Genomic DNA, 20,667 nt, shown 5'->3' with positions numbered 1-20,667 from the left:
TAATGATTTACAAAGATAAAGTTTATCTTCAAACATTTACTATATTTGTCCGCAAATTATCGACTTATGAAAGAAGAATGGTTCCCCTTAGTCAACGAAATGGGAGAAACAATAGGTAAAGCGACCCGAAAAGAATGTCATAGCGGAAGCAAACAACTGCATCCGGTCATCCATCTACATATCTTTAACGATGCCGGAGAACTATATCTGCAAAAACGTTCCATGACCAAAGATATCCAACCCGGTAAATGGGATACGGCTGTCGGAGGACATATCGATTACGGGGAAACGGTCGAAGAAGCTCTCCGCCGGGAAGTCCGTGAGGAGTTAGGCATTACAGCATTCACTCCCCAATTCATCACCCGTTACGTCTTTGAATCAACTATCGAAAAAGAGCTAGTCAATACATTCCGCACAATTTACAACGGAGAAATCAAACCGGACACCGAGGAACTGGACGGCGGACGTTTCTGGTCGCTCAAAGAAATCAAGTCGAAGTTAGGAGAAAACATGTTTACTCCTAACTTTGAACAGGAGTTTAAAAGGTTATTTCTATGACATATTAAATCTCTATAATGTATTTCAGGCCATTTACAAAATAACCTTGAACGAATCTCCGCCGACAACCACGATATACTGACCGCTTGGCAACTGCACACGTGTGTCTCCGCTTACAGTTCCCAGATTTTTATAGACACCACCATTGAATGTCATTATGTAGGCTTTCATTGGTTGCGGTGCAAAAATACAAACAGTACCATCGGAGGTTGTTACCTTTATTTTACTGACATCAATTTTTTCATTGGCAACATCTGTGTTCTTTTTAATTCCATCAATCTTGATTACTATCGGTTCACAGATATTTTCAATAGTATATCTGCCATCCCGATCCGGACTAATAATATCCCCCCGGTCTGTTGTGACAAGAGGTACAGACTGGTTGTATTCTTTATCGAGTACAAGAGAAAAAGTGAAATCTTTCTCATTTTCCACCTTATGATCCCCCGGTTCAGGATCGGTTGTTACGCCTTCTACTTCCGGCAATGTTACAATATGATAGACAACTTCCGGGTCTGGTGCCGTTCCGATTACTTCAACCGTCTGATTCGCTTGAATATTATGGATCATATAATGTCCGTTACTGTCCGGTTCTATTATTGTACCATTCACTCGTACCGTTATACTATATTCCTCATAACCGGATCGAGGAATAACGGTAAATTCAAAATCTCCTCCCTCTGATATCGATAGCGGATCATAACCGGAAACCGATTGAATATCGAATCCAATAACGGATGGTAAAATAACCGTATAGACAGGAACTATCGGTTCTCCGAAAGATAAGATCAAATGAATATCTTCCCGGATATTCGATAATGTATATATGCCTTTAGCATTTGGTTTGAGTTCTGTATTGCCATTTTTAACAATAACTGTATTTGTGGTTGTATTCGTAATTTTAAATTTAAAATCATCTCCTTCAGTAACAGCATCAGCATTATATCCCTTTTCCGAAGTGAGAGTAACACCAGATAAACTATTCCAAGTCACTTGGTATGTATTGACCTTGGCTCCAGCCGTCAGATTAATCACATCCGCAACATTCGGGCCGCCTTCTACTATTTTATAATCCTCATTACCTGCTTTTGAAACCAGATATAAACAATCTCCTTCCTCTATAGGCTCTGTAATTTTACACGAAAATGATACATTATAATAATATCTATAAGGATTAAAAGAAAAGTTCCGCGGGGTTGCAACCACTTCTTTCAGATTCTTTTCTTTATCAAAATGTGCAATAGATAAAGAGGATGTAAAACTTGGTGAGAGACATCTTATCCCAGAGACTGTAAGTGTAAACGTTCCTCCCTGAGCTGGTGTTGTATTTACTTTCAAACCGCCTGTATATCCACTTGCATTTGAAATTCGAATCTCATTCAGACTTTGTCCTCCCTCATCAGGTTTAATGTTTATAATCATGCCTTGTTCATAAGTATAATCATGATTATCCGGTTTTAATGCCGTTAATGAGAACCAGTCATCTAAATAACCTCCCCACCCCCAATTTATATGATACATACTGCCATCAAAACCATCTATAACAAATGCATGCCCATCTGTACCAGAACCATTATAAATAACCGGTCGCTGATTAGTAATCAACTCATCCGTCAACATTTTTTGCCATTCAGAAGCATCATAATCATCTTTGTCCATGCAAGAAATAGCTTTATCATACCTAAAATATTGGGTTAAAGCATCAACGATTCGTGCGGTCTGGGCAGAACTGGCACTTACACCATACTGCATATCGCAACTTACACCACAATGATAAAGAAGAGTCGCCATGGCATCCACATTATCCACTGTATAGTCTGCACGATAATCGTCCAGCATCTTATCCCATAAATAGGCAATTCCAAAGTTAGCCTTATAAGAACCTTGAGAAGTAGTAGCACTACCTGTTCCTTGATCCGGATACTTATGATACTTCATGACTATCCCCATAGAGGTTGCCACACATCCTGTTAATGCATTCTTACCCTGAATTTGAGGACATTTATTATTAAACGGCATATCTTGATTCCATTTGGCAGTAGTCAGTAATGTCTGACTACGTAAAACCGGAAGTTTAGTTCCCTGAACTAGCATTTGCCATTGTTCTTTGATTTCAGTATCCTGCTCTATGCCATTTGCACAAGCATACTGAATTTCATCTTCATATCCCTCAAGCCAACATTTCATGTTATCCGGCACAGTCTCATAAGAAAAATTACCGGAAGTAGAATAACCGAGTATAGGATAAGCACGGTCATCGCCTGATACTATTATATATCCACCCTTGCTTCCACTGTTGAATACATAATAATAAGCATCAACTTCTCCTGAACGCAGATTAGGACGTGCCGTATAAGCCAATTGTAAAGTTTGCCCGCTTCGTAACTGATTACCTGGTATTTGCTGTGAGAAATTCATGGCCACCTGCATCGCTTGATCGACAGATACATTTTCTGCATATACCCAGGTTATGGATATAAAAGATATAATTAATAGAAACCATTTTTTCATAACTCAATAATTAAATTTATTTGCTTCACATAATCAATTTGATTTGACAATGAAACCATTCACTCATAAATCACTCACTTAAACATAAAGAAAACAATATGATTAATATGCAATGATTAAGAATGAACGGTTTTATTTACTTGTTTGTTGATGCGTAATTACCTACGCTTATTTGCTAAAAAACACTTTCCGGCTACCACTGGAGTAATCGATGATGTAGCTACCACTAAGTTCCGGACGATAAAGCACTGTTTCACCTTTATAAACAGCACGTTTCAATAATCTTCCTGAAAAATCATAGATAGTGTAATATGCACCATGTTGCAAGCCTTTTACAACAATCTGTCCTTCTACAACAGAAATCTGTACATTATCTTTAACAATACCTCCGTTAGCAGTCGGGGTGTTTTCATTCAGTACGACAAACGTACCCAATTTATCTGTGCTAAACATCAATGTATTTTCATTAGGATCGTATGTTGGCTCAATTCGGGTCACATTACCTTCACATTCATTCAGAATATAATAATTAGATGTGCCGGAAGCTCTCAATTGTTCACTAACAATCAAACGGTTAGGCAGATAGACACGTAAAGTGACCTTACTAGGCAATGCATAAAGGACTTCCGTTGTCAGGACTACTCCACTTGTATTTTTAGTGACAAGAGTTATTAACTCTGCTAACGAACCGATAACATCATCTCCATTTCCTTTGGCTTTATCAACGGCATCACTTAATGGATCCGATAATTTATTTTCAGGAACGGGGTTAGCTTCCGGCTTCATATCCATTGGAGGATTTCCTCCGCCTAAACGATCAATAAGAGTCTCTAAATCGCTGATAGCTCCATCAGGAATCAAATCATCATCCGGCTTAAAACCTGCGCCCGCAGTGTCGACAGGTTCCACATGTACCTGTTCCGGAATAAATGAAGCAGTAACCAGAACATTAGCCGGTGGCATTTTAAATATATAAACGTTTTCTTTATTTGTCGAAGTCAGTTTATTCACGTCATTATAACGTAACATTTCTGTATAAAGTTTCTTACCGGACGCAGGTTTCACCGTTACCGTCACTAACTCATTTTCTTTAGCCGTCGCTCTATCAACAGATAGTATTCCGTCCTTATACGTTTCAACTTTAACATTAAACAGCTTATTGACAGCATCCAGATTGGTCAATACTATATCATTTCCGCTTAAAGAGAAACTGTAGGTGTTAGCATATCGATATGTGAACTGCTTTACATCGGCTTCAGTTAATTTATAATTGCCAGTTCCACTTGCTACAATCGTTCCTGAAGGCATGTTAGTTTTCATATAACCGATCGTAACCTTATTCTTCAAGGCAGACGAAACCAAAATTTTACCTTCACCACTCAATATGATTACCTCCTCAATCTTGGCATTTCCACCTAACGTAAAAGGTTTAGTCACATACAAACCATACCGGTTACCACTATTATTGCCAATAGAACCGCCGGATAAGTTCATTACTCCATAAGTCATTTCAATTGCGGCCATAATATATCGTCCGCTATTATTATTTCCGGTAACTGAACCTCCTGTCATTGAAAAGTTTCCTGATCCGCTCACCCAGATAACATCTCCGCCTTCACTTGTATTTCCTGATATAGAACCAGCTTTAAAAGCCAAAGAACCATGGGCTATAGAAACAACGGCATCACTACCTCCCCTAGCCAGTGCATTTGTCAAGGTTGTTCCTTCCAATAACTCACAACTTCCACCGTTCATTTCGATCAAGGTACAATAACCTGTTGCATTTTTCTTATTACCGTCTAAAGTAATATTAGTCAATCCAAGATAGCCTGAACCAACATCAAACATACGCAAATCGGCACTGGCTGCATTCTTTAAGATACCACCTGTCAGTTTCACATATTTATTCCTGATCAGAATAGAACGATAAATCAATATTTCTTTAGAGATAGTGATTGTTGCCGGCGCACTTGCTGTTCCTTTGGATGCATCGATGGCTGCCTGAAGCTTCTCTTGAGTATCGATATCGGATGATGAGCCTTCTTTTGATAAAACAACCGTATTATCAACTAATTTCACAATCCAATTCTTTGCTAAAGCAGAAGTTAAAACAAATCTTTTCAAATCTGATTCGGTAAGGGTATAACCGGAACCTTTAGCCAAAACAAATCCTTCTTTCACAACCGTTGAGACCACATTAATATTTATATCTGCAACAAGAGATGATTGAATAGCCAAATAGTTAGTACCTGATTCCGATAAATAATAAACCTGATCATTTAATCCCCTATTATTCTTTACATAGACAGTACCTTTACTGGATAATCCTAAAGCACAAGTATTCTGAGAGAAACTTGCACCATCAATATTTATTGACCCACCACATAAAATAGCAATACCTGAATTGCCTATAATCTCGCATGTTTTCAGCGTAGCTTGTCCCAAAGAGGTTACTATTGAATATACAGCGTTATCTACAGTCGACTTATTATCGATAATATTTCCACCGGTATAAGTCCATTTGCTAGTCGGAGCCAAATAAATAACAGGACATTTATTACCTACATTGTTACGAATAGTTCCTCCGTCCATAACAAAACTGCCTGCAATCTCTAATGAAAGCCAATTTTCACCACTTTGTGCACTCTGTAAAATAGCCTGACTATGCATGATAAACGAAGAAGAAGCATCTACCCGGGCAAAAGAACAATAACTGCCAAACTTACCATCCAAAGTAATTTTTTCCAAAATCAGTGCCCCACCATCCATCACATCAAACATACGGCAGTAATTTGCTGTAGTAACTCCGGCTGTCAAAGTTTCTCCGGTTAACTTTATATGCTTCTTTTTAATCAGAATAGTTTTTGTAATAGCAAACGACTTATTGATTGTTATTAATGTAGGATTATCAATAGAGCCAACCGAAGCTGCATCAATAGCAGCCTGAAGTCCGTCTACATCCGTAATTTCACCACTACTACCAGATTTCTTAATAATTATAGTATTATTCGATAAAACCAAAGTATAACCGTCTGGTAGCTTGATTTTCTTTAAATCATCTTCGGTAATCTGATAGCCGGAATATCCTCTGGCTAATACAAAATTATCAGGGATAGTCCAATTTACATTAAATTGTATGGTAAGAGTAAAAAGTAATCTTTGTTTTATGTAAATTACACTCTCACTCTGAATTTGAATTGCATCTCTAATAAACTGATCCGGAGTGTTTTTATCTATAATAAAGTCACCTGTGGCTAAACGAAGGTATCCTCCTGTATTTTGATAAATCATTCCTCCATTAAATACAAACTTCACTTTGCTGGAATAGCCGAACAATCCTACAATATAATAATCGCTTCCTACATTATTAAATATCTCACCACCATTCATTGTGAAACTTCCGTCATAAATACTAACGACACTGGCCATAGATAAACCACCATAGAAATAGTTCTTAGTGATTTGTCCACCATTCATAATGAATTCCCCCTTGAATATCCAAACGGCAGAAACATCACCAGTTAGACCAGCTCCGGTCAATATAGCCCCTTCATTCATAATTACTGTTCCGCCTTGTAAATTAACGAGGCAAGACATATGATATGGCATAGCAGGACCTGTGTTCCCTCCGTCAATAGTAATCTTCTGGAAAATTAATTGGCCGGAATTGATTTTAAACAAAGTCGCTGGATCAGTTGTAATTCCATTTGAAATAGTTCCACCTGTCAAAATAACATATTTATTGGTTATTTCGATGGTTTTGGTCAATGTTATATCACCTTTAATTTCTATTACTGTGGGATTATTTACTGTGCCTGGCGCTTTATTAATCGCATCCTGCAGCTCTTCCGGTGTAGTTATTTCCCCCGTTCCAGAAGAAGGTTTAGATAATATCACCTGGTTGTTTTCCAATTTAAAAACCAAGTCCGGATGCTGGGTACTTTTATGAATCATCTTTGCAAGATCATTTTCTGTCAAGCGATAATTACCTGATCCGACAGCTACAATGTCGCCTTCGTCCATTACAGTTTCAATTGTAATTTCATATTTTAGAGAAGATGTTAATTTCAAAGGAGAACCCCGCTCCACAAATAGAGTTGCATCTGTTCCATTAAGAGTAACATTTGATGAATTCAGAGAAACAGTACCAGGGCTGCCTACATAAACGGAACCGGAAGCTTCATTCTTTACTATTTGTCCGCTGTTCAAATTCGCTACACCAAAATTAGCTATAACATGATTTCCACCACCCAAATTTCCTGTTATTGTTCCTCCATTTAAATTAAAGAGTCCATAATTCAGGAGACATAATGCATGCTCTATTCCTTTATTATTCTTGAAAACCCCATCTTTCTCTAGAGACAATATCCCCTCTTTCTCGATTTGGATCAATGGCATATTTTGAGCATCAATATTTGCTCCATCAATCGTGTTTTCAATCGCAATATTTCCACCGGCTTTTACAGTAAGAAGAATACCGGTATAGCCTTCGGCCCGAATTAAGGGGCCACCATGCATTCTATATGAACCGGCATTCACCGATACGTTTTTATCAACTAGTATTCCATTTGCAGTAATAGGTAGATCTGTTACTGCATCACTTCTTAATCGAGGTGATGATAATACTTCCTGCAATTGTTCCATAGATTTAATCTCTATGGGTTTTGTTACTTGGGCCATCATCGGTAAAAGACCGATTAAACTTAACCACATCATAACAGCAAATCTACGAGTGTACCTTTTTTTCATATTCTATGTAATTTTAGTAAATTATCTGCCCCTTACAATCTAATGCATTTTATGCATTGTTTACAGACAAATGTATTTAATAAAAAGACACTCAAATTTCGGAAATATGCTAACAACGATTATCTAACAGATCACTGTGATAAGCGACACCAATTCATTCATAAATACACTAATTTTAATAAATTCACAATATATCCAACACATCTCTTAGTCTTCTGTAATACCTCTGCGACACCGTTAAATCAATATCTGTAAACGGTGGATACAATCCGCACTTCAGTGTTACATTTTCTATCGTACATAAATAGTTAAGATTTACGATGCAATCCTGACTGATCTGTACGAATGAAGGATTAATACCTAACAAGTCTTTTGCAGTAGTACTCATGCGGAGTTTATAAAGTTTGCGGTCAGGCACAAGCATCATTTGCCAACAACGTTGCTCTTTCTGGTATAGGAAAAGAAGAATATCTTCACATTTTACCAGAACTAATCCAGAAACAGTCTGGACAGCTAATTTATTATTATATAATAACATTCTACGCAAAGACTGCTCAATATTCACTTTATCACTTTGGGCAATATGGGAACGATACCGGGTTATCAAATCATCCAGCTCTTTCAATTTATATGGTTTCAACAAATAATCAAAAGCAGAAGCACGGATGGCATCCAAAAGGTATTTATCATAAGCTGTATAAAAAACGACATGCATATCTGAATGAATATCTGATTGAATACGGCTTAAAAGTTCCAGGCCAGACATACCGGGCATCTCAACATCAAGAAAAAGTAAATCCGGTTGAAGACGGACTATTTCACGAGCAGCATTATCAGGAGAAGTGCAGGTAACCACAATATGTATATCGGAAAAACGTGATAAGTCGTTTGCCAGACTTTTTATGCAAGTCGGTTCATCATCAACAATAATAGTCATAATCTCATTTGTATTCATAAAGCAAAGTTGTAATTAAGTGGAACAATTAATGAAACGCAGGTTCCATGATCTTCTCGTAAGGAAGATTGTTGGTTTTGAATTGAAAATTTCATCTTTCGTATATTATGAGTATTCAAAAGTTCTGTTGTGCGGTATAATATTTTAAGACCCTGCCCTGTACTTCTTTCATCTCCAACATGTGCTCCAAAATTATAGCCAATGCCGTTATCTTTAATCTTAATATGAAGTTCCTCATCTTTGACCTCAATTCCTATAAAGATAATGGGGGTCTGACAATCGGCATTAAAAGCATACTTGACTGCATTCTCCACAGGTATCTGGATGAACATTGAAGGTATCAATGTATCCAAAGATACATCGGCTGAAATACACCATTCTACACGGATACTATTCGAATCACCCAACATTTTCAATTTCAGATACTTTCTTACAAAGCTAATTTCTTTTTCCAACGAAACCGCCAGTTGTTCTGACGAAAGCAAATCGCCTCTCAATACATCAATCAGCAAATTTACAGGTTCGGAAAGCTCCTCATAACGGCGAAAAATAGGCATCACTGAATTCAGTACATTAAATATATAATGTGGGGCAATACGATTTCTGACAACTGCCATACGCAGTTGGATTATTGTTTCCTTCTGCTGTTTGTATCGCAGCTCCTTTTTACGGCGGAAATAAAATACCACACAAACCATCAACAAAACAACCACAATAAATCCAAGTCCGACTATCCAGGCAATCCACTTCCACTGATACGCTTTGGCTTCTGCTCGGGTGATACTGATATTCTTCTTCAAAAGAATAGTATCTTGCCGATAACGGAAATCTGTTTCGCGAATACTATTTTCGGTCTTCATATTTCGTATAGAATCTCCACACAGATCGGCCTTTTTTCTGTAATTATAAGCTTTTGCATAATCTTTCTTTTTCCGGTATAACTCTTCTAGGCGTTTATGATGATAGTATTGATACAAAAGATCGGTGTGGAGTGTATCATAGGGTTGTTCCAGTAAACGGGCTGCTTCCTGCAAATTATTCTCCTGTAGCGCCAGAGAAGCAAACAAACCATCTATATAAAACTTTGTACCAGGTTGTTGCAAAACCGTTTGCCCGAAGGATGCTACCGATCGTTCCAGATAAAGACGGGCAGAATCAGGCTGCTCCTTCAATAAATATATTTCACCGATATTCCCTTCTACTATACTCCGGTAAATAGGTTGAGAAAAGTCTGCAACAATCGTATTAGCCCTTTGAAACCAAATTAACGCATCATCGTATTCTTTGGTTACATAATAATAGTTACCTCTGGAGTTTGCAAAATAATACTGTTCATATTCATTCCCTTTATCCCAATACTGTTCTGCTTTTTTAAAATAAGAATCAGATAAAGGATAGTTTTCCAACTCCAAATATAATTTGGCTAGTCCTGAATAAATCGAATAGTTCATCTTATCGCCCATCCCAATAGAGTCGGAGAGGAACAATGCCTTGCGATAATAAAAACCTGCCCATCCATAATCACCCTTATGCTGATAACTATCAGCCATATTAATATAGGTATGTATTGCAGGCAAACGGTTTTGAACGTTTGCCTGCAATAATGCTTCAGAAGCATTATGCAAACAGACAATAGCAGAATCCCATTGATTCATTTCCTGAAAGAAAACTCCCCGACTATTATACGTATCTCCTGACAACTTCCGCAAGCGATTATTCATTTCGGGTTGCTTTTCAATATATCTCAGTATTTCATCGGTTAATAAGAAAGCAGAGTCTATCCGGTTGCCGAAGTAATAACACCGGGAAATAGTTTGCTGCAAATAATAATAGTTTAAGCTGTCCGATACATTTCTCTGGTTATCTCGCAATATCGAAACCACTTTTAATGGATTCACGGCTATTGAGTCTATATAAATAGAAAGTAAAGAATCTGTCCTAATCGTCTCAGCATCTTCTTTATGCTGATAATATGAACAACTAAATAAAACAGTAATCAGGATTATCAATATCCCATATGGCGTCGATCGTTGTATTTCCATACTTCTAGTTCCTTTTTTAACAAAGGACTTAAAATATTATGACATTTACAATCATCCGATTCTATTTTAACGTATAAAATTAATTTATTCCTATTAAATGGCATATTTAATAGGATAAGTAACAAATTCGCTAATTACATTCTATTCAGATCGTTTTTTAACACAAAAGAGGATGCTTCACTTTTAGTGAGCACCCTCTTTTTATTTATATGATTTGCAATCTTTACTTACACATCTCATTAATCACCGCAATCAACTCGCCGCCGATTTCTTCAGCTTCTTTCATGGTGTGAGCTTCGGAATAGATACGGATGATCGGTTCGGTATTACTTTTACGGAGGTGAACCCATTTGTCAGGGAAGTCGATCTTTACACCATCGATATCAGTGATATCATACTGAGCAAATTTTTCTTTCACCTTAGCCAGGATTGCATCCACATCGATCTCCGGAGTCAGCTGTACTTTCTGCTTGGAGATAAAATACGGAGGATAGCTGGCACGTAATTCGCTTGTTTTCATTTTCTTCTTTGCCAGATGAGTCAGGAACAAGGCAATACCAACCAAAGCATCACGACCGTAATGGCTGGCCGGATAGATCACACCACCGTTACCTTCACCACCAATCACAGCATTTGTCGCTTTCATCTTTGTAACAACGTTTACTTCACCTACCGCAGCTGCATTATATTCGCAACCATGGGCACGGGTTACATCACGTAACGCACGGCTTGAACTCAGGTTACTTACCGTATTACCCGGCGTATGACTCAATATATAATCGGCTACTGCCACCAATGTGTACTCTTCACCAAACATTTCACCATCTTCACAGATAATAGCCAAACGGTCTACGTCCGGATCGACAACAAAACCGACATCCGCTTTAGCATGTTTCATCAGGTCTGAAATCTCTGTCAGGTTTTCAGGAATAGGTTCCGGATTATGAGAGAAATTTCCGTGAGGTGCACAATGCAGTTTAAAGATTTCCTTCACACCCAAAGCATAAAGTAAATCCGGCAAAACAATACCACCCACTGAGTTTACAGCATCAATAGCCACCCGGAAGTTAGCCGCTTTAATCGCTTCTACATCCACCAGGTCAAGATTGAGTACACTCTCGATATGTTTCTGATTATATGTATTATTGACGATCACTTTTCCCAAATGATCCACATCGGCAAATTCAAAACTTTCAGAAGCTGCAATATCCAAAACTTCAGCACCTTCGGCAGCATTCAGGAACTCTCCTTTTTCGTTCAATAACTTCAAGGCATTCCACTGTTTCGGATTATGGCTTGCAGTCAGGATAATGCCACCGCAAGCGCCTTCCATAGCAACGGCTAATTCAGTAGTCGGAGTTGTAGCCAGGTCGATATCGACCACATCAAATCCCATACCGGTAAGCGTACCCAAAACCACCTGTTTTACCATCGGGCCGGAGATACGGGCATCACGTCCTACTACGATTTTGTTTGTTGTAACTGTCGTGTTTTTTCTGATGAAGGTAGCATAAGCTGCTACAAACTTCACAATGGCTAACGGATTCAATCCGTCTTCCGATGCTCCGCCTATTGTACCGCGAATACCGGAAATAGATTTAATTAGAGTCATAAGTATGTTAGATTATTTTTCGAATGTATATTTTACTTTACTAAAATAAACAGGAACATAACTGCTTTGGAAATAATTGCCCATTCTCTTAAATGGAACAATCATTCTGACAGTAGCGCCTTCTCCTACATGGTATAAAGCTGTAGCCAACCCTTCACCTACAAATAAATCCGGATCATAACTTCTACTCTCCCCGGAGTAAACATTATAGCCAAATACAAATTCTGTAGGGAAGCCATAATATCCAGGTCCATAAGTCAGATTATTAACCATGTTATATGCAGTATCAGAATCTAAGATTCCTTTAGCTTCGAAACGACAAAAAACTTTAGTTGTGCCCAATACTGCCCGATTTCCATTACCTGAGTCAATCACATTCAGATACACATCATTATCCAACTTCACAAATTCATTTTCCTTAAAAACGCCATCCGACGGGTAGTTTTTAAGAATCTTAAATCCTTCATGATCAATCAACCGATCAATCGCTTTCCTCTCATCCTTCAACCTCTCAGTGTACGACTTCGTTTTATCGCATGACACCACCATCAGGGCTGCACACAAAATCATCAGGATATAAAAACCTTTCTTCATCTGTTATTCTTTAATGTATAAATGAGCGACAAATGTAAATAATATCTGCCATATCTCAGGCAAGTTTCTCTATTTCTTCTATTTTATTAGGATTAAATTCTTTTAATCCCTTCTCAAACGTAGCTACAGCATCCTCTAAAGAGCCGAAAAACTCTCCCCCTGACGCATTTTTATGACCACCGCCATTAAAATACTGACAAGCAAACTGATTGCAAGGGAAATCACCTACCGACCGGAGAGATACTTTAATGTAATCCCTATCTTCACGGATAAAGACACTAAAAGTAACTCCTTCGATGCTCAACGGCATATTGACAAAACCTTCCGTATCACCTGTTTTGTAATGGAACCGGTCCAGTTCCTCCTTTGAAAGAGTTATCAAAGCCGCATGATGTTCCGGATAAATCTTCATCTTTTCATACAAAACATATCCCTGCATCCGTAACCGAGATTCGGAATACACCTGGAATACTTTACGATATATCAGATCTTTGTCTATACCTTTCTTTATCAACTCACTGACAATCGTGTAAATCTCCGGTTTATTGGAGTTATAGGTAAAAGAACCTGTATCCGTCATCATTCCGGTATAAATACATACCGCCGCCTCTTTACTCATTAGGTCGAACATCCCCATACGACAGATAAAACGGAAAATCATCTCACTCGTTGATGACATTTCCGGATACGACATTGTTACGCGGCAAAAGTCAGCCGGATTCAAGTGATGGTCGATCATCACCTTACGCCCTTCCGATGCAATAACCGCTGGCGCCAGTTTCTCTATGCGTTTGGGTTCATTAAAATCCAGACAGAAGATCACATCTGCATCATGGATCAGCTGTTCCGCAAAATCAGGATACTTTTCATGTATCACAATATCTTTCGCCCCCGGCATCCATCTGTAAAATGACGGAAATTCATTCGGGACAATAACCGTTACATTGTCTTTACCGTAAGTAGTAAGGAAATGGTACAACCCCAAAGAAGAACCGAGAGCGTCACCATCAGGAGTAACGTGGGTTACAATAACAAAACTTTCGCCTTTCTCTACGTATTTCTTGGCTTTCTGAATTTTCTCTTCGTGAATGATTTTTGTAATCATATATTATCATTGTTTACAGTGACAAAGGTACTACTTTTTTACGTTCTACGCAGTAAAAAAACGTTCAATAAGCAAATCAAACAATATAAATAACAATAGAAGCAAGCCGGCAAAAAGGACTCCCGGACGTTTGGTCTTCGTAAATAACAAGAAGGAAAAAATGGAACCATACCCCAATATGGTCAATAGTAAATCGATACGCCCATAAAAGACAGCCTCCTCTACACGGCTAAAGGCATCGACAATCCAAAACAATGTATGCGTTAGCTTCTCTACAAATAATTGTAATAATCCGTAACCCGGAATGCCTACAGGAAGCAATAACCAGATCAGTCCGGCCGGAATAAGGAAGGTAGCCAGGAACGTCAAAGGTAAATTGGTACACAGGAAAACCAACGAGAACTGCCGGAAATAATACAAACACAGTAAGGTTGTCCCGGCCTGGGCAGCCAATGTCACCGTAATCCATCCCCAGGGTATCGCAATAACCGGATTCCTCACTACAATAAGATTTTGCAGACGAGGTTGCAGATATAAAATAGACAATACAGCCAGATAACTCAGTTGAAAACCAATATCAAACAGATATAACGGATTGAACACCAACATACAGAAAGCCGCGGCAGCCAACGTATTATAACCGTCAGTCATCCGCCTGAGTACCCTCCCCGTGAGATAAAGCGTCAGCATCAAACCGGCACGTACAGCCGATGCAGCCAGCCCGGTAATAACCACGAAACTCCAAAGCAGACAAAGCGTCAACAGGTATCTCAGCCAACTGTAAAAACTATTCTTTGGTAAAAAAGAAAACAGCAAAGAAAGGAATCCGCAAACAACAGCCACATGAAAACCGCTTACAGCCAGCAAATGGGCTACACCCGTAACAGAAAACCGTTTCCTCACCTCGCGATCCATCTCTTTACGATAGCCGAGGGTAATAGTGGTCAACACCGACTTTTCCTCTTTCGACAAATTCAGTCGCTCAAAAGGCTCCAGCAAACGTTCCTGTCCTTTCCCACCCAGTTCCATTAAAAGCGATGTTTCACTGCTATCTCCCCTCTCCTGCCAATAAGCTGTCCACTGTATGGAAAAACTAAGCAATAAGGACAGAAACACCGCGCCCCAAACCCAGCGCAATTCATAATTACCGCTTTCGGACTCAACCTTCGGGATCAGATAAGAAAACGCAACAACCAATAATGAAATGATAATCAACAACAGCGAGACAACGCTGCAATCGAAGAAGGCCTGCAACAAGATTCCGGTTATCCATATGAAAAGCGGCCTGATAAACGGCCGCTTTTGTATTTCTTTTATTATCATACAAAGGTCGGTTTTGGTTGGTTATCTATCTTTTCTACATTTCTTTCAATTCTTTTATCGTTCGTATCGGATCAGGAGAACTGAAAACAAAGCTACCGGCAACCAGCACATCGGCACCGGCTTCCAGCAAACGCTTCCCGGTTTCCAGATTCACACCACCGTCCACTTCTATTAAAGTATCCAGCCCTTTTGCCCGGATCATTTCTTTTAAACGAGCCGTTTTATTGACCGAATGTTCAATAAAACGTTGTCCGCCGAAACCGGGATTGACCGACATCAGCAATACCATATCAAGATCCTGGATAATATCTTCCAGCAGACTGATCGGCGTATGCGGATTTAAGGTAACGGCCGCTTTCATGCCGGCTTCCTTTATCGCACCGATGGTACGATGCAAATGGGTACAAGCCTCATAATGAACATTCATCATATAAGCGCCAGCCTCAGCAACCTCTTTGACAAACTTCTGGGGTTCAACAATCATCAGATGCACATCCATCGGCTTTTTCAGGATAGGCTTTACCGCATCCAGCACGGGAAAGCCGAATGAGATATTCGGAACAAAAACACCATCCATAATATCCATATGCAACCAGTCCGCCTCACTGTTATTTATCATTTCGACCTCTTTTTGCAGGTTCAGAAAATCGGCAGCCAGCAAAGAAGGAGCAATCTTATGTTTCATAATTTCAAGTCTTTTGTGCAAAGGTACAAAAAAAAGAAAGAGAACACTGCGCAAGTGTCCTCTTTCCTTCAATTTCTTAGTTCATCACATAACCACCGAATTCCGGTTGCAGCGCAGGTTCCACATGGTAACTCCGTGCAAACTGAGACAGGAAATCAAGCGTTTGTCTGCTTGGTGTACTCTTCTTCTCGTTCCGGTTCTTTTTAGTTTTATCCTTCAATCCATCCATACATTGAGTAGAAAATCTCTTCATAGGCATCCCCTTTTTAATCGTTTGATAATAAAACGGGAGAACTTTCTACTTATTATATGAACCGAAGAATATTTTTATCTGATTATGCCATAGACAACTCAATACGGTTCTCATCTGCCATACGGCGCATGTTCAGGATAGCATAACGCATACGTCCCAAAGCCGTATTAATGCTGACACCGGTGATATCGGCAATTTCTTTAAAGCTCAGATCCTGGTAATAACGCATTTCCAGTACTTCACGCTGGCTGTCGGGTAAATGTTTCACCAACTTCTTCACATCCGACAGGACCTGGTGGCGCACGATGTTATCTTCAATCGTTCCGTCACAAAGTTTAATATTATTGAACAGATCCACTTCTACCTCATCGTTGGACACTGTATTCTCACTGCGTTCCTGACGGAAGTTATCAATGATCAGATTATGTGCAATACGTGTAATCCAGGCTTTAAACTTACCGTTTTCGGTATAACGGCCCTGTTTAATAGTCATGATCACCTTAACAAAAGTCTCCTGAAAGATATCTTCTGTTAACTCTTTATTGCGGACTATAAAGTAAATGTAGGAATGGATACTGCTCTTATGACGGTTCAACAACACATCAAACGCAGTATTATCACCTTGCGCATAAAGGACGACCAGTTCTTCGTCGGTCATCGATTTTAAAGTCTTCATTACTTCTATGTTTTATAGTTTCTTTGAGTAATGTTTATGCTATAGGCAATGAGGTTTTAAATGTTAGACAATTTTGTTTTCGAAAACAAAAGAACAAAAAGTATTTTAAACAGACAAATATTTCTGTTATTTTTATACAAAAATGTCCCCTGCCTGTACGTTTTATGTACAAACAGGGGACATTTGGTAACAAACTATATTTTTAGAACTTATACCCCAAAGTTAAAGCAACCTGCGTTGTTTTTGTCTTTAATGAGGCTGGATCGGATTTAACAACTACCCCCTTATCCAGCAACTCTTCAAGCTTACTAACCCCTGCCTGGTAAGTACTAGAAAAAGCATAGGCATCTTCTTTATACACCCGATAAACGCAAGCCAGGTCCATGTAGAAATTAGGAGTAAAACGATAGCCTAAACCGATAGAATAGGAATTGGTTCCTTTATCTACTGTATAATTAGGGATGGTACCAGCAACACCTACTGCCTGAGTATAAAACTCTCCCTTTTCATTTAACGGAGGAATTCCATCTTTTAAATGATCTTTCATCGGAGAAGTCTTCCATAAAGCTCCAGCACGAACAGAGAACTGAGGAGTCACCTTATATTCTGCACCTACTTTTAAAGTTCCTGACATTCCAAAATCTTTTTTGATATCATTGGTTGCAGACAAATCAAATCCATCCAAATCACTTAAATTCATCCTCTTGTAATTTGTCAACTCATAGTCTGCACTTATCAGAAAGTTTTTACCTACACCTGCGACACTGAATATCCAACGGTCAGGAGTACGAAAATGATAATCTCCCGCTTGATAATCCGGAGTATTTTGCACATTCATCTCCACATCATTTATAACAGCTTGCGCCGAACCATGAAAATAATCCGTCAATTTATACCAGGTAGGAGAATTATAAGCAACCCCCACCCTCAGGAAATCTACCGGACGTACTATTGCTCCGATATTAAAAGCATAGCCGGTACCGTCAGTCGACAATCCATTATCCAACCATAATAAATCTTTCTGAGTAAAATCTTCCTGATATTTTGTAGTAAGATTATAATCCATATCAGTTATGGCCACAGTAGCTCCCAAAAAGAAACGATCAGAGATATTAGTTGCAAATGAAATATTATATTGGCCGATCGACCCTTTCTCATTCACAATCAAATCCACATTTTGTGGACTGTAAGGAGCCCATTCGCCTGATTCTTGTACTCCACCAAAAGCAGACCGATACACTCCGTCCCCAGCCGGATCAATAATATTTGCATTATATCCCAATACAGGCAACCAAGGCATCCCACTATTAGGATTATATGGATCATAACCCGTATTTTTCGAATAAGTCAAATCTTTTTCCGAATACCCGAATGCGAGATCCGCTATATAATCAGCCACCGAAAAAGGCTGCGATCCATTCATCCTGTAAGAACGGTTGAAACTCTTCACCCGATTATAAGAAATCCCGATATTCCATCCAACTATTCCTTCATCATTACCCGTCGGGAAATAACCGACATAAGCTATATTATCAAAGTTGAATCTTGTCTTGTTCTTATCAACCTTCGAGCCGTTCCAGTCCGTGCTCGCTTTAATAGAGGAAAGACTTACCGTAGTCACCACTTCCGAACTACGATATATCCCCAACCCTGCCGGATTAGTAGACATAGACGATATATCACCACCTAATGCACCAAAAGCTCCGCTCATACCTAAATAACGGGCAGTTCCGTTCAAATCAGTCTGAGACATTTTGTACGCATCCATTTCACCCTGTGCATATGCAATACCACCGGCTAGAAAAAATGCCGATATAAATAAGCACGTTATTCTTTTCATCGTTTCTGTTATTTTTCTAATACATTAATACATAAGGGCACAAGTACGAATACCGGCCCTTATACTAAATATTATCTCATTTCATTTATCTACGTCCACCGGATGAACGTCCGCCGCCACCGCCACTTGAACGGCTACTGCTTCCGCCACCACTACTGTAGGAACCGGAACTGCGACTACTACTGCTGCTTCTTGACGGTGCAGAATAGGTACTCTGACTTCTGGTTGTAGCAGGACTACTACTATTATAACGCGGAGAACTGCTTCTGGTTGTTGGCGAAGACTGTATTCCCGAAGAACGAGACGACGAACTTCCTATACCACTTGAACTACTACGAGTGGAAGGACGTGTACGAACTGTTGCTTCCGACTGTACCCGGTTCGAAGTTGTTCCCCGGCTTGAACGGATGCTGCTTGCTGCTCCTCTAGTTGAAGATGAAGATGTGGAAGGACGCGAATAACGATCCGAACTCGTTCTGTTGGAACTTGTACGACTACTTTCACTTCTCAAAGATGTTGCACGGTTGGAACTTCTATAAGACGACGACCTGCTTGAACCGGAACTGTAGCGATTGGAAGATGCTCTTCCTGCTGTATAGCGGCTTGACGTCGAACGTCCTGATGATCTGTAATTGTACGGACTGGAATAATAATGGTGGTGATGGTGTCCCCAATAACCTCCATAATATCCGCCATAATAACCACCCCAGTAACCCGGGCCGTAATAGCTCCATGACGGACCGTACCAAGGACTGCTCCAACCGGCGTAGAAGCCACCCCAGCCCCAACCGAATCCCCAACGGGGACCATACCAGGAAGAGTACCAGGGATTGTAACTATAATACCAGGGATCATACCAACCGGAATACCACGGAGAGTATCCCCAACTATTACCCATGTTTATATTTACATTCACATTGGTATTACCGTCCGAGTAATCGGTATCATAACCATAACTGTAATATCCGTCACTCAGATACAGATCGACTTGGTCTGCACCGGCAATCGTGATCTTACTCGGTGAATGATAACGTACGATACGTTCGGTATATTCATTATCCGAACGGCGTTCCGCTTTCTTCGTAACTTTCTGATTATTATCAGGTAACTCTTCGATATAAGTACCGTCCGCTTCGTCCAGATCCTCATCATAAGGTTCCTCAACGTCAACAGATGTATATCGACGATTATATTCATCCACATCTCTATCTTTATCAAACGCCGGATGTGAATCCGAAGCCGATGCCAATACAATTGCAGATGAAGACTCCGTTGCTTTTTCTTTTTTGGGCTGTATAACCTTCTCTTCTGTTTTTTCTTTCTTTTTTTCTTTACTTGAAGAGAAATACACATCATCAAAGAACTCCTCCTGGGCTGCGGCACTGAAGCCGACCAGAAGCATCACCACTAAAGATGTTAATTTCATGGGTTTCATATTCGTTTCTCCTCTACATTAATATATTTATTCTACTGTTTAGACTACATATCCGTTGCCGGGTTTAAGATCATATCCTTAAATAAGAATAAAAACTACGCATTCTATTTACAAATATAACGCGTTCCCAATAAGTTACAAGCGTTTATATATACTTTAACTATAAAAAACAACTTATTCTGAAACAATGCTACAAAATAGGAATCACAGACAACAAGAAACAACCATTCTGTATAAAAGCACATGGTTTATATACTTAAGTAGATGCAACAAAAGACACAAACGCTGCAAAACCGATTCCGAATCAATGATAAAAACACATCCTTGGT

The 20,667-nt window shown here is 39.3% G+C and carries 14 protein-coding genes; 1 reads left to right on the top strand and 13 read right to left on the bottom strand.

Annotated features, from left to right (window positions below; all coding sequences use genetic code 11):
* Positions 1–66 precede the first annotated feature (66 nt).
* Entirely contained in the window at positions 67–558 is a 492-nt protein-coding gene (locus tag DWW91_RS25590) for an NUDIX domain-containing protein (protein ID WP_122329301.1), read from the top strand.
* Positions 559–591: 33 nt separating this feature from the next.
* On the opposite strand, the gene DWW91_RS25585 is transcribed toward DWW91_RS25590, so the two are convergent.
* The 13 genes from DWW91_RS25585 to DWW91_RS25530 all read right to left on the bottom strand — a co-directional run bounded on the left by DWW91_RS25585 (position 592) and on the right by DWW91_RS25530 (position 20,329).
* The gene (locus DWW91_RS25585; RefSeq protein ID WP_007658552.1) at positions 592–3,069 is read right to left on the bottom strand and encodes a C10 family peptidase; all 2,478 of its coding nucleotides are present in this window, start codon (positions 3,067–3,069) and stop codon (positions 592–594) included.
* Between the two features lie 168 nt (positions 3,070–3,237).
* Positions 3,238–7,818, bottom strand: coding sequence for a hypothetical protein (locus DWW91_RS25580; RefSeq protein WP_122329300.1), 4,581 nt, complete (start codon positions 7,816–7,818; stop codon positions 3,238–3,240).
* A gap of 184 nt (positions 7,819–8,002) precedes the next feature.
* Positions 8,003–8,773, bottom strand: a complete 771-nt coding sequence (locus tag DWW91_RS25575; RefSeq protein WP_122329299.1) for a LytTR family DNA-binding domain-containing protein — start codon at positions 8,771–8,773, stop codon at positions 8,003–8,005.
* On the bottom strand, positions 8,770–10,815 hold the full coding sequence (locus DWW91_RS25570) for a histidine kinase (RefSeq protein ID WP_010802577.1): 2,046 nt from the start codon (positions 10,813–10,815) through the stop codon (positions 8,770–8,772). Before DWW91_RS25570 ends, DWW91_RS25575 begins: the two co-directional genes overlap by 4 nt.
* A gap of 223 nt (positions 10,816–11,038) precedes the next feature.
* A complete protein-coding gene (glmM, locus tag DWW91_RS25565; RefSeq protein WP_122329298.1) occupies positions 11,039–12,427 on the bottom strand; it encodes a phosphoglucosamine mutase in 1,389 nt (462 codons plus the stop codon).
* Positions 12,428–12,439: 12 nt separating this feature from the next.
* Entirely contained in the window at positions 12,440–13,021 is a 582-nt protein-coding gene (locus tag DWW91_RS25560) for a DUF4827 family protein (RefSeq protein ID WP_046147521.1), read from the bottom strand.
* Positions 13,022–13,076: 55 nt separating this feature from the next.
* Entirely contained in the window at positions 13,077–14,126 is a 1,050-nt protein-coding gene (locus DWW91_RS25555) for a bifunctional oligoribonuclease/PAP phosphatase NrnA (protein WP_046147522.1), read from the bottom strand.
* Positions 14,127–14,171: 45 nt separating this feature from the next.
* Entirely contained in the window at positions 14,172–15,449 is a 1,278-nt protein-coding gene (locus tag DWW91_RS25550; protein ID WP_187386443.1) for a ComEC/Rec2 family competence protein, read from the bottom strand.
* A 34-nt stretch (positions 15,450–15,483) separates the two neighbouring features.
* Positions 15,484–16,134: a ribulose-phosphate 3-epimerase gene (gene rpe, locus DWW91_RS25545; protein ID WP_007658563.1), complete on the bottom strand. Its 651-nt coding sequence runs from the start codon at positions 16,132–16,134 to the stop codon at positions 15,484–15,486.
* A 76-nt stretch (positions 16,135–16,210) separates the two neighbouring features.
* Positions 16,211–16,387 carry a hypothetical protein gene (locus DWW91_RS27905; RefSeq protein ID WP_007658566.1) on the bottom strand — a complete coding sequence of 59 codons (177 nt, stop codon included), beginning with the start codon at positions 16,385–16,387 and terminating at the stop codon, positions 16,211–16,213.
* A gap of 82 nt (positions 16,388–16,469) precedes the next feature.
* Positions 16,470–17,063 (bottom strand): RNA polymerase sigma factor, encoded by a 594-nt coding sequence (locus DWW91_RS25540; protein ID WP_007658568.1) that lies wholly within the window; start codon positions 17,061–17,063, stop codon positions 16,470–16,472.
* Positions 17,064–17,265: 202 nt separating this feature from the next.
* Complete coding sequence (locus tag DWW91_RS25535; RefSeq protein WP_046147523.1) at positions 17,266–18,903, bottom strand: OmpP1/FadL family transporter; 1,638 nt, start codon at positions 18,901–18,903, stop codon at positions 17,266–17,268.
* Positions 18,904–18,988: 85 nt separating this feature from the next.
* Positions 18,989–20,329 (bottom strand): hypothetical protein, encoded by a 1,341-nt coding sequence (locus tag DWW91_RS25530; protein WP_082207582.1) that lies wholly within the window; start codon positions 20,327–20,329, stop codon positions 18,989–18,991.
* Positions 20,330–20,667 lie beyond the last annotated feature (338 nt).

This window comes from Parabacteroides sp. AF17-3 (assembly GCF_003635445.1).
Taxonomy (GTDB): Bacteria; Bacteroidota; Bacteroidia; order Bacteroidales; family Tannerellaceae; genus Parabacteroides; species Parabacteroides goldsteinii.
The sequence above is the reverse complement of the archived record's forward strand: the minus strand, read 5'-3'. Positions and strand labels throughout refer to the sequence as shown.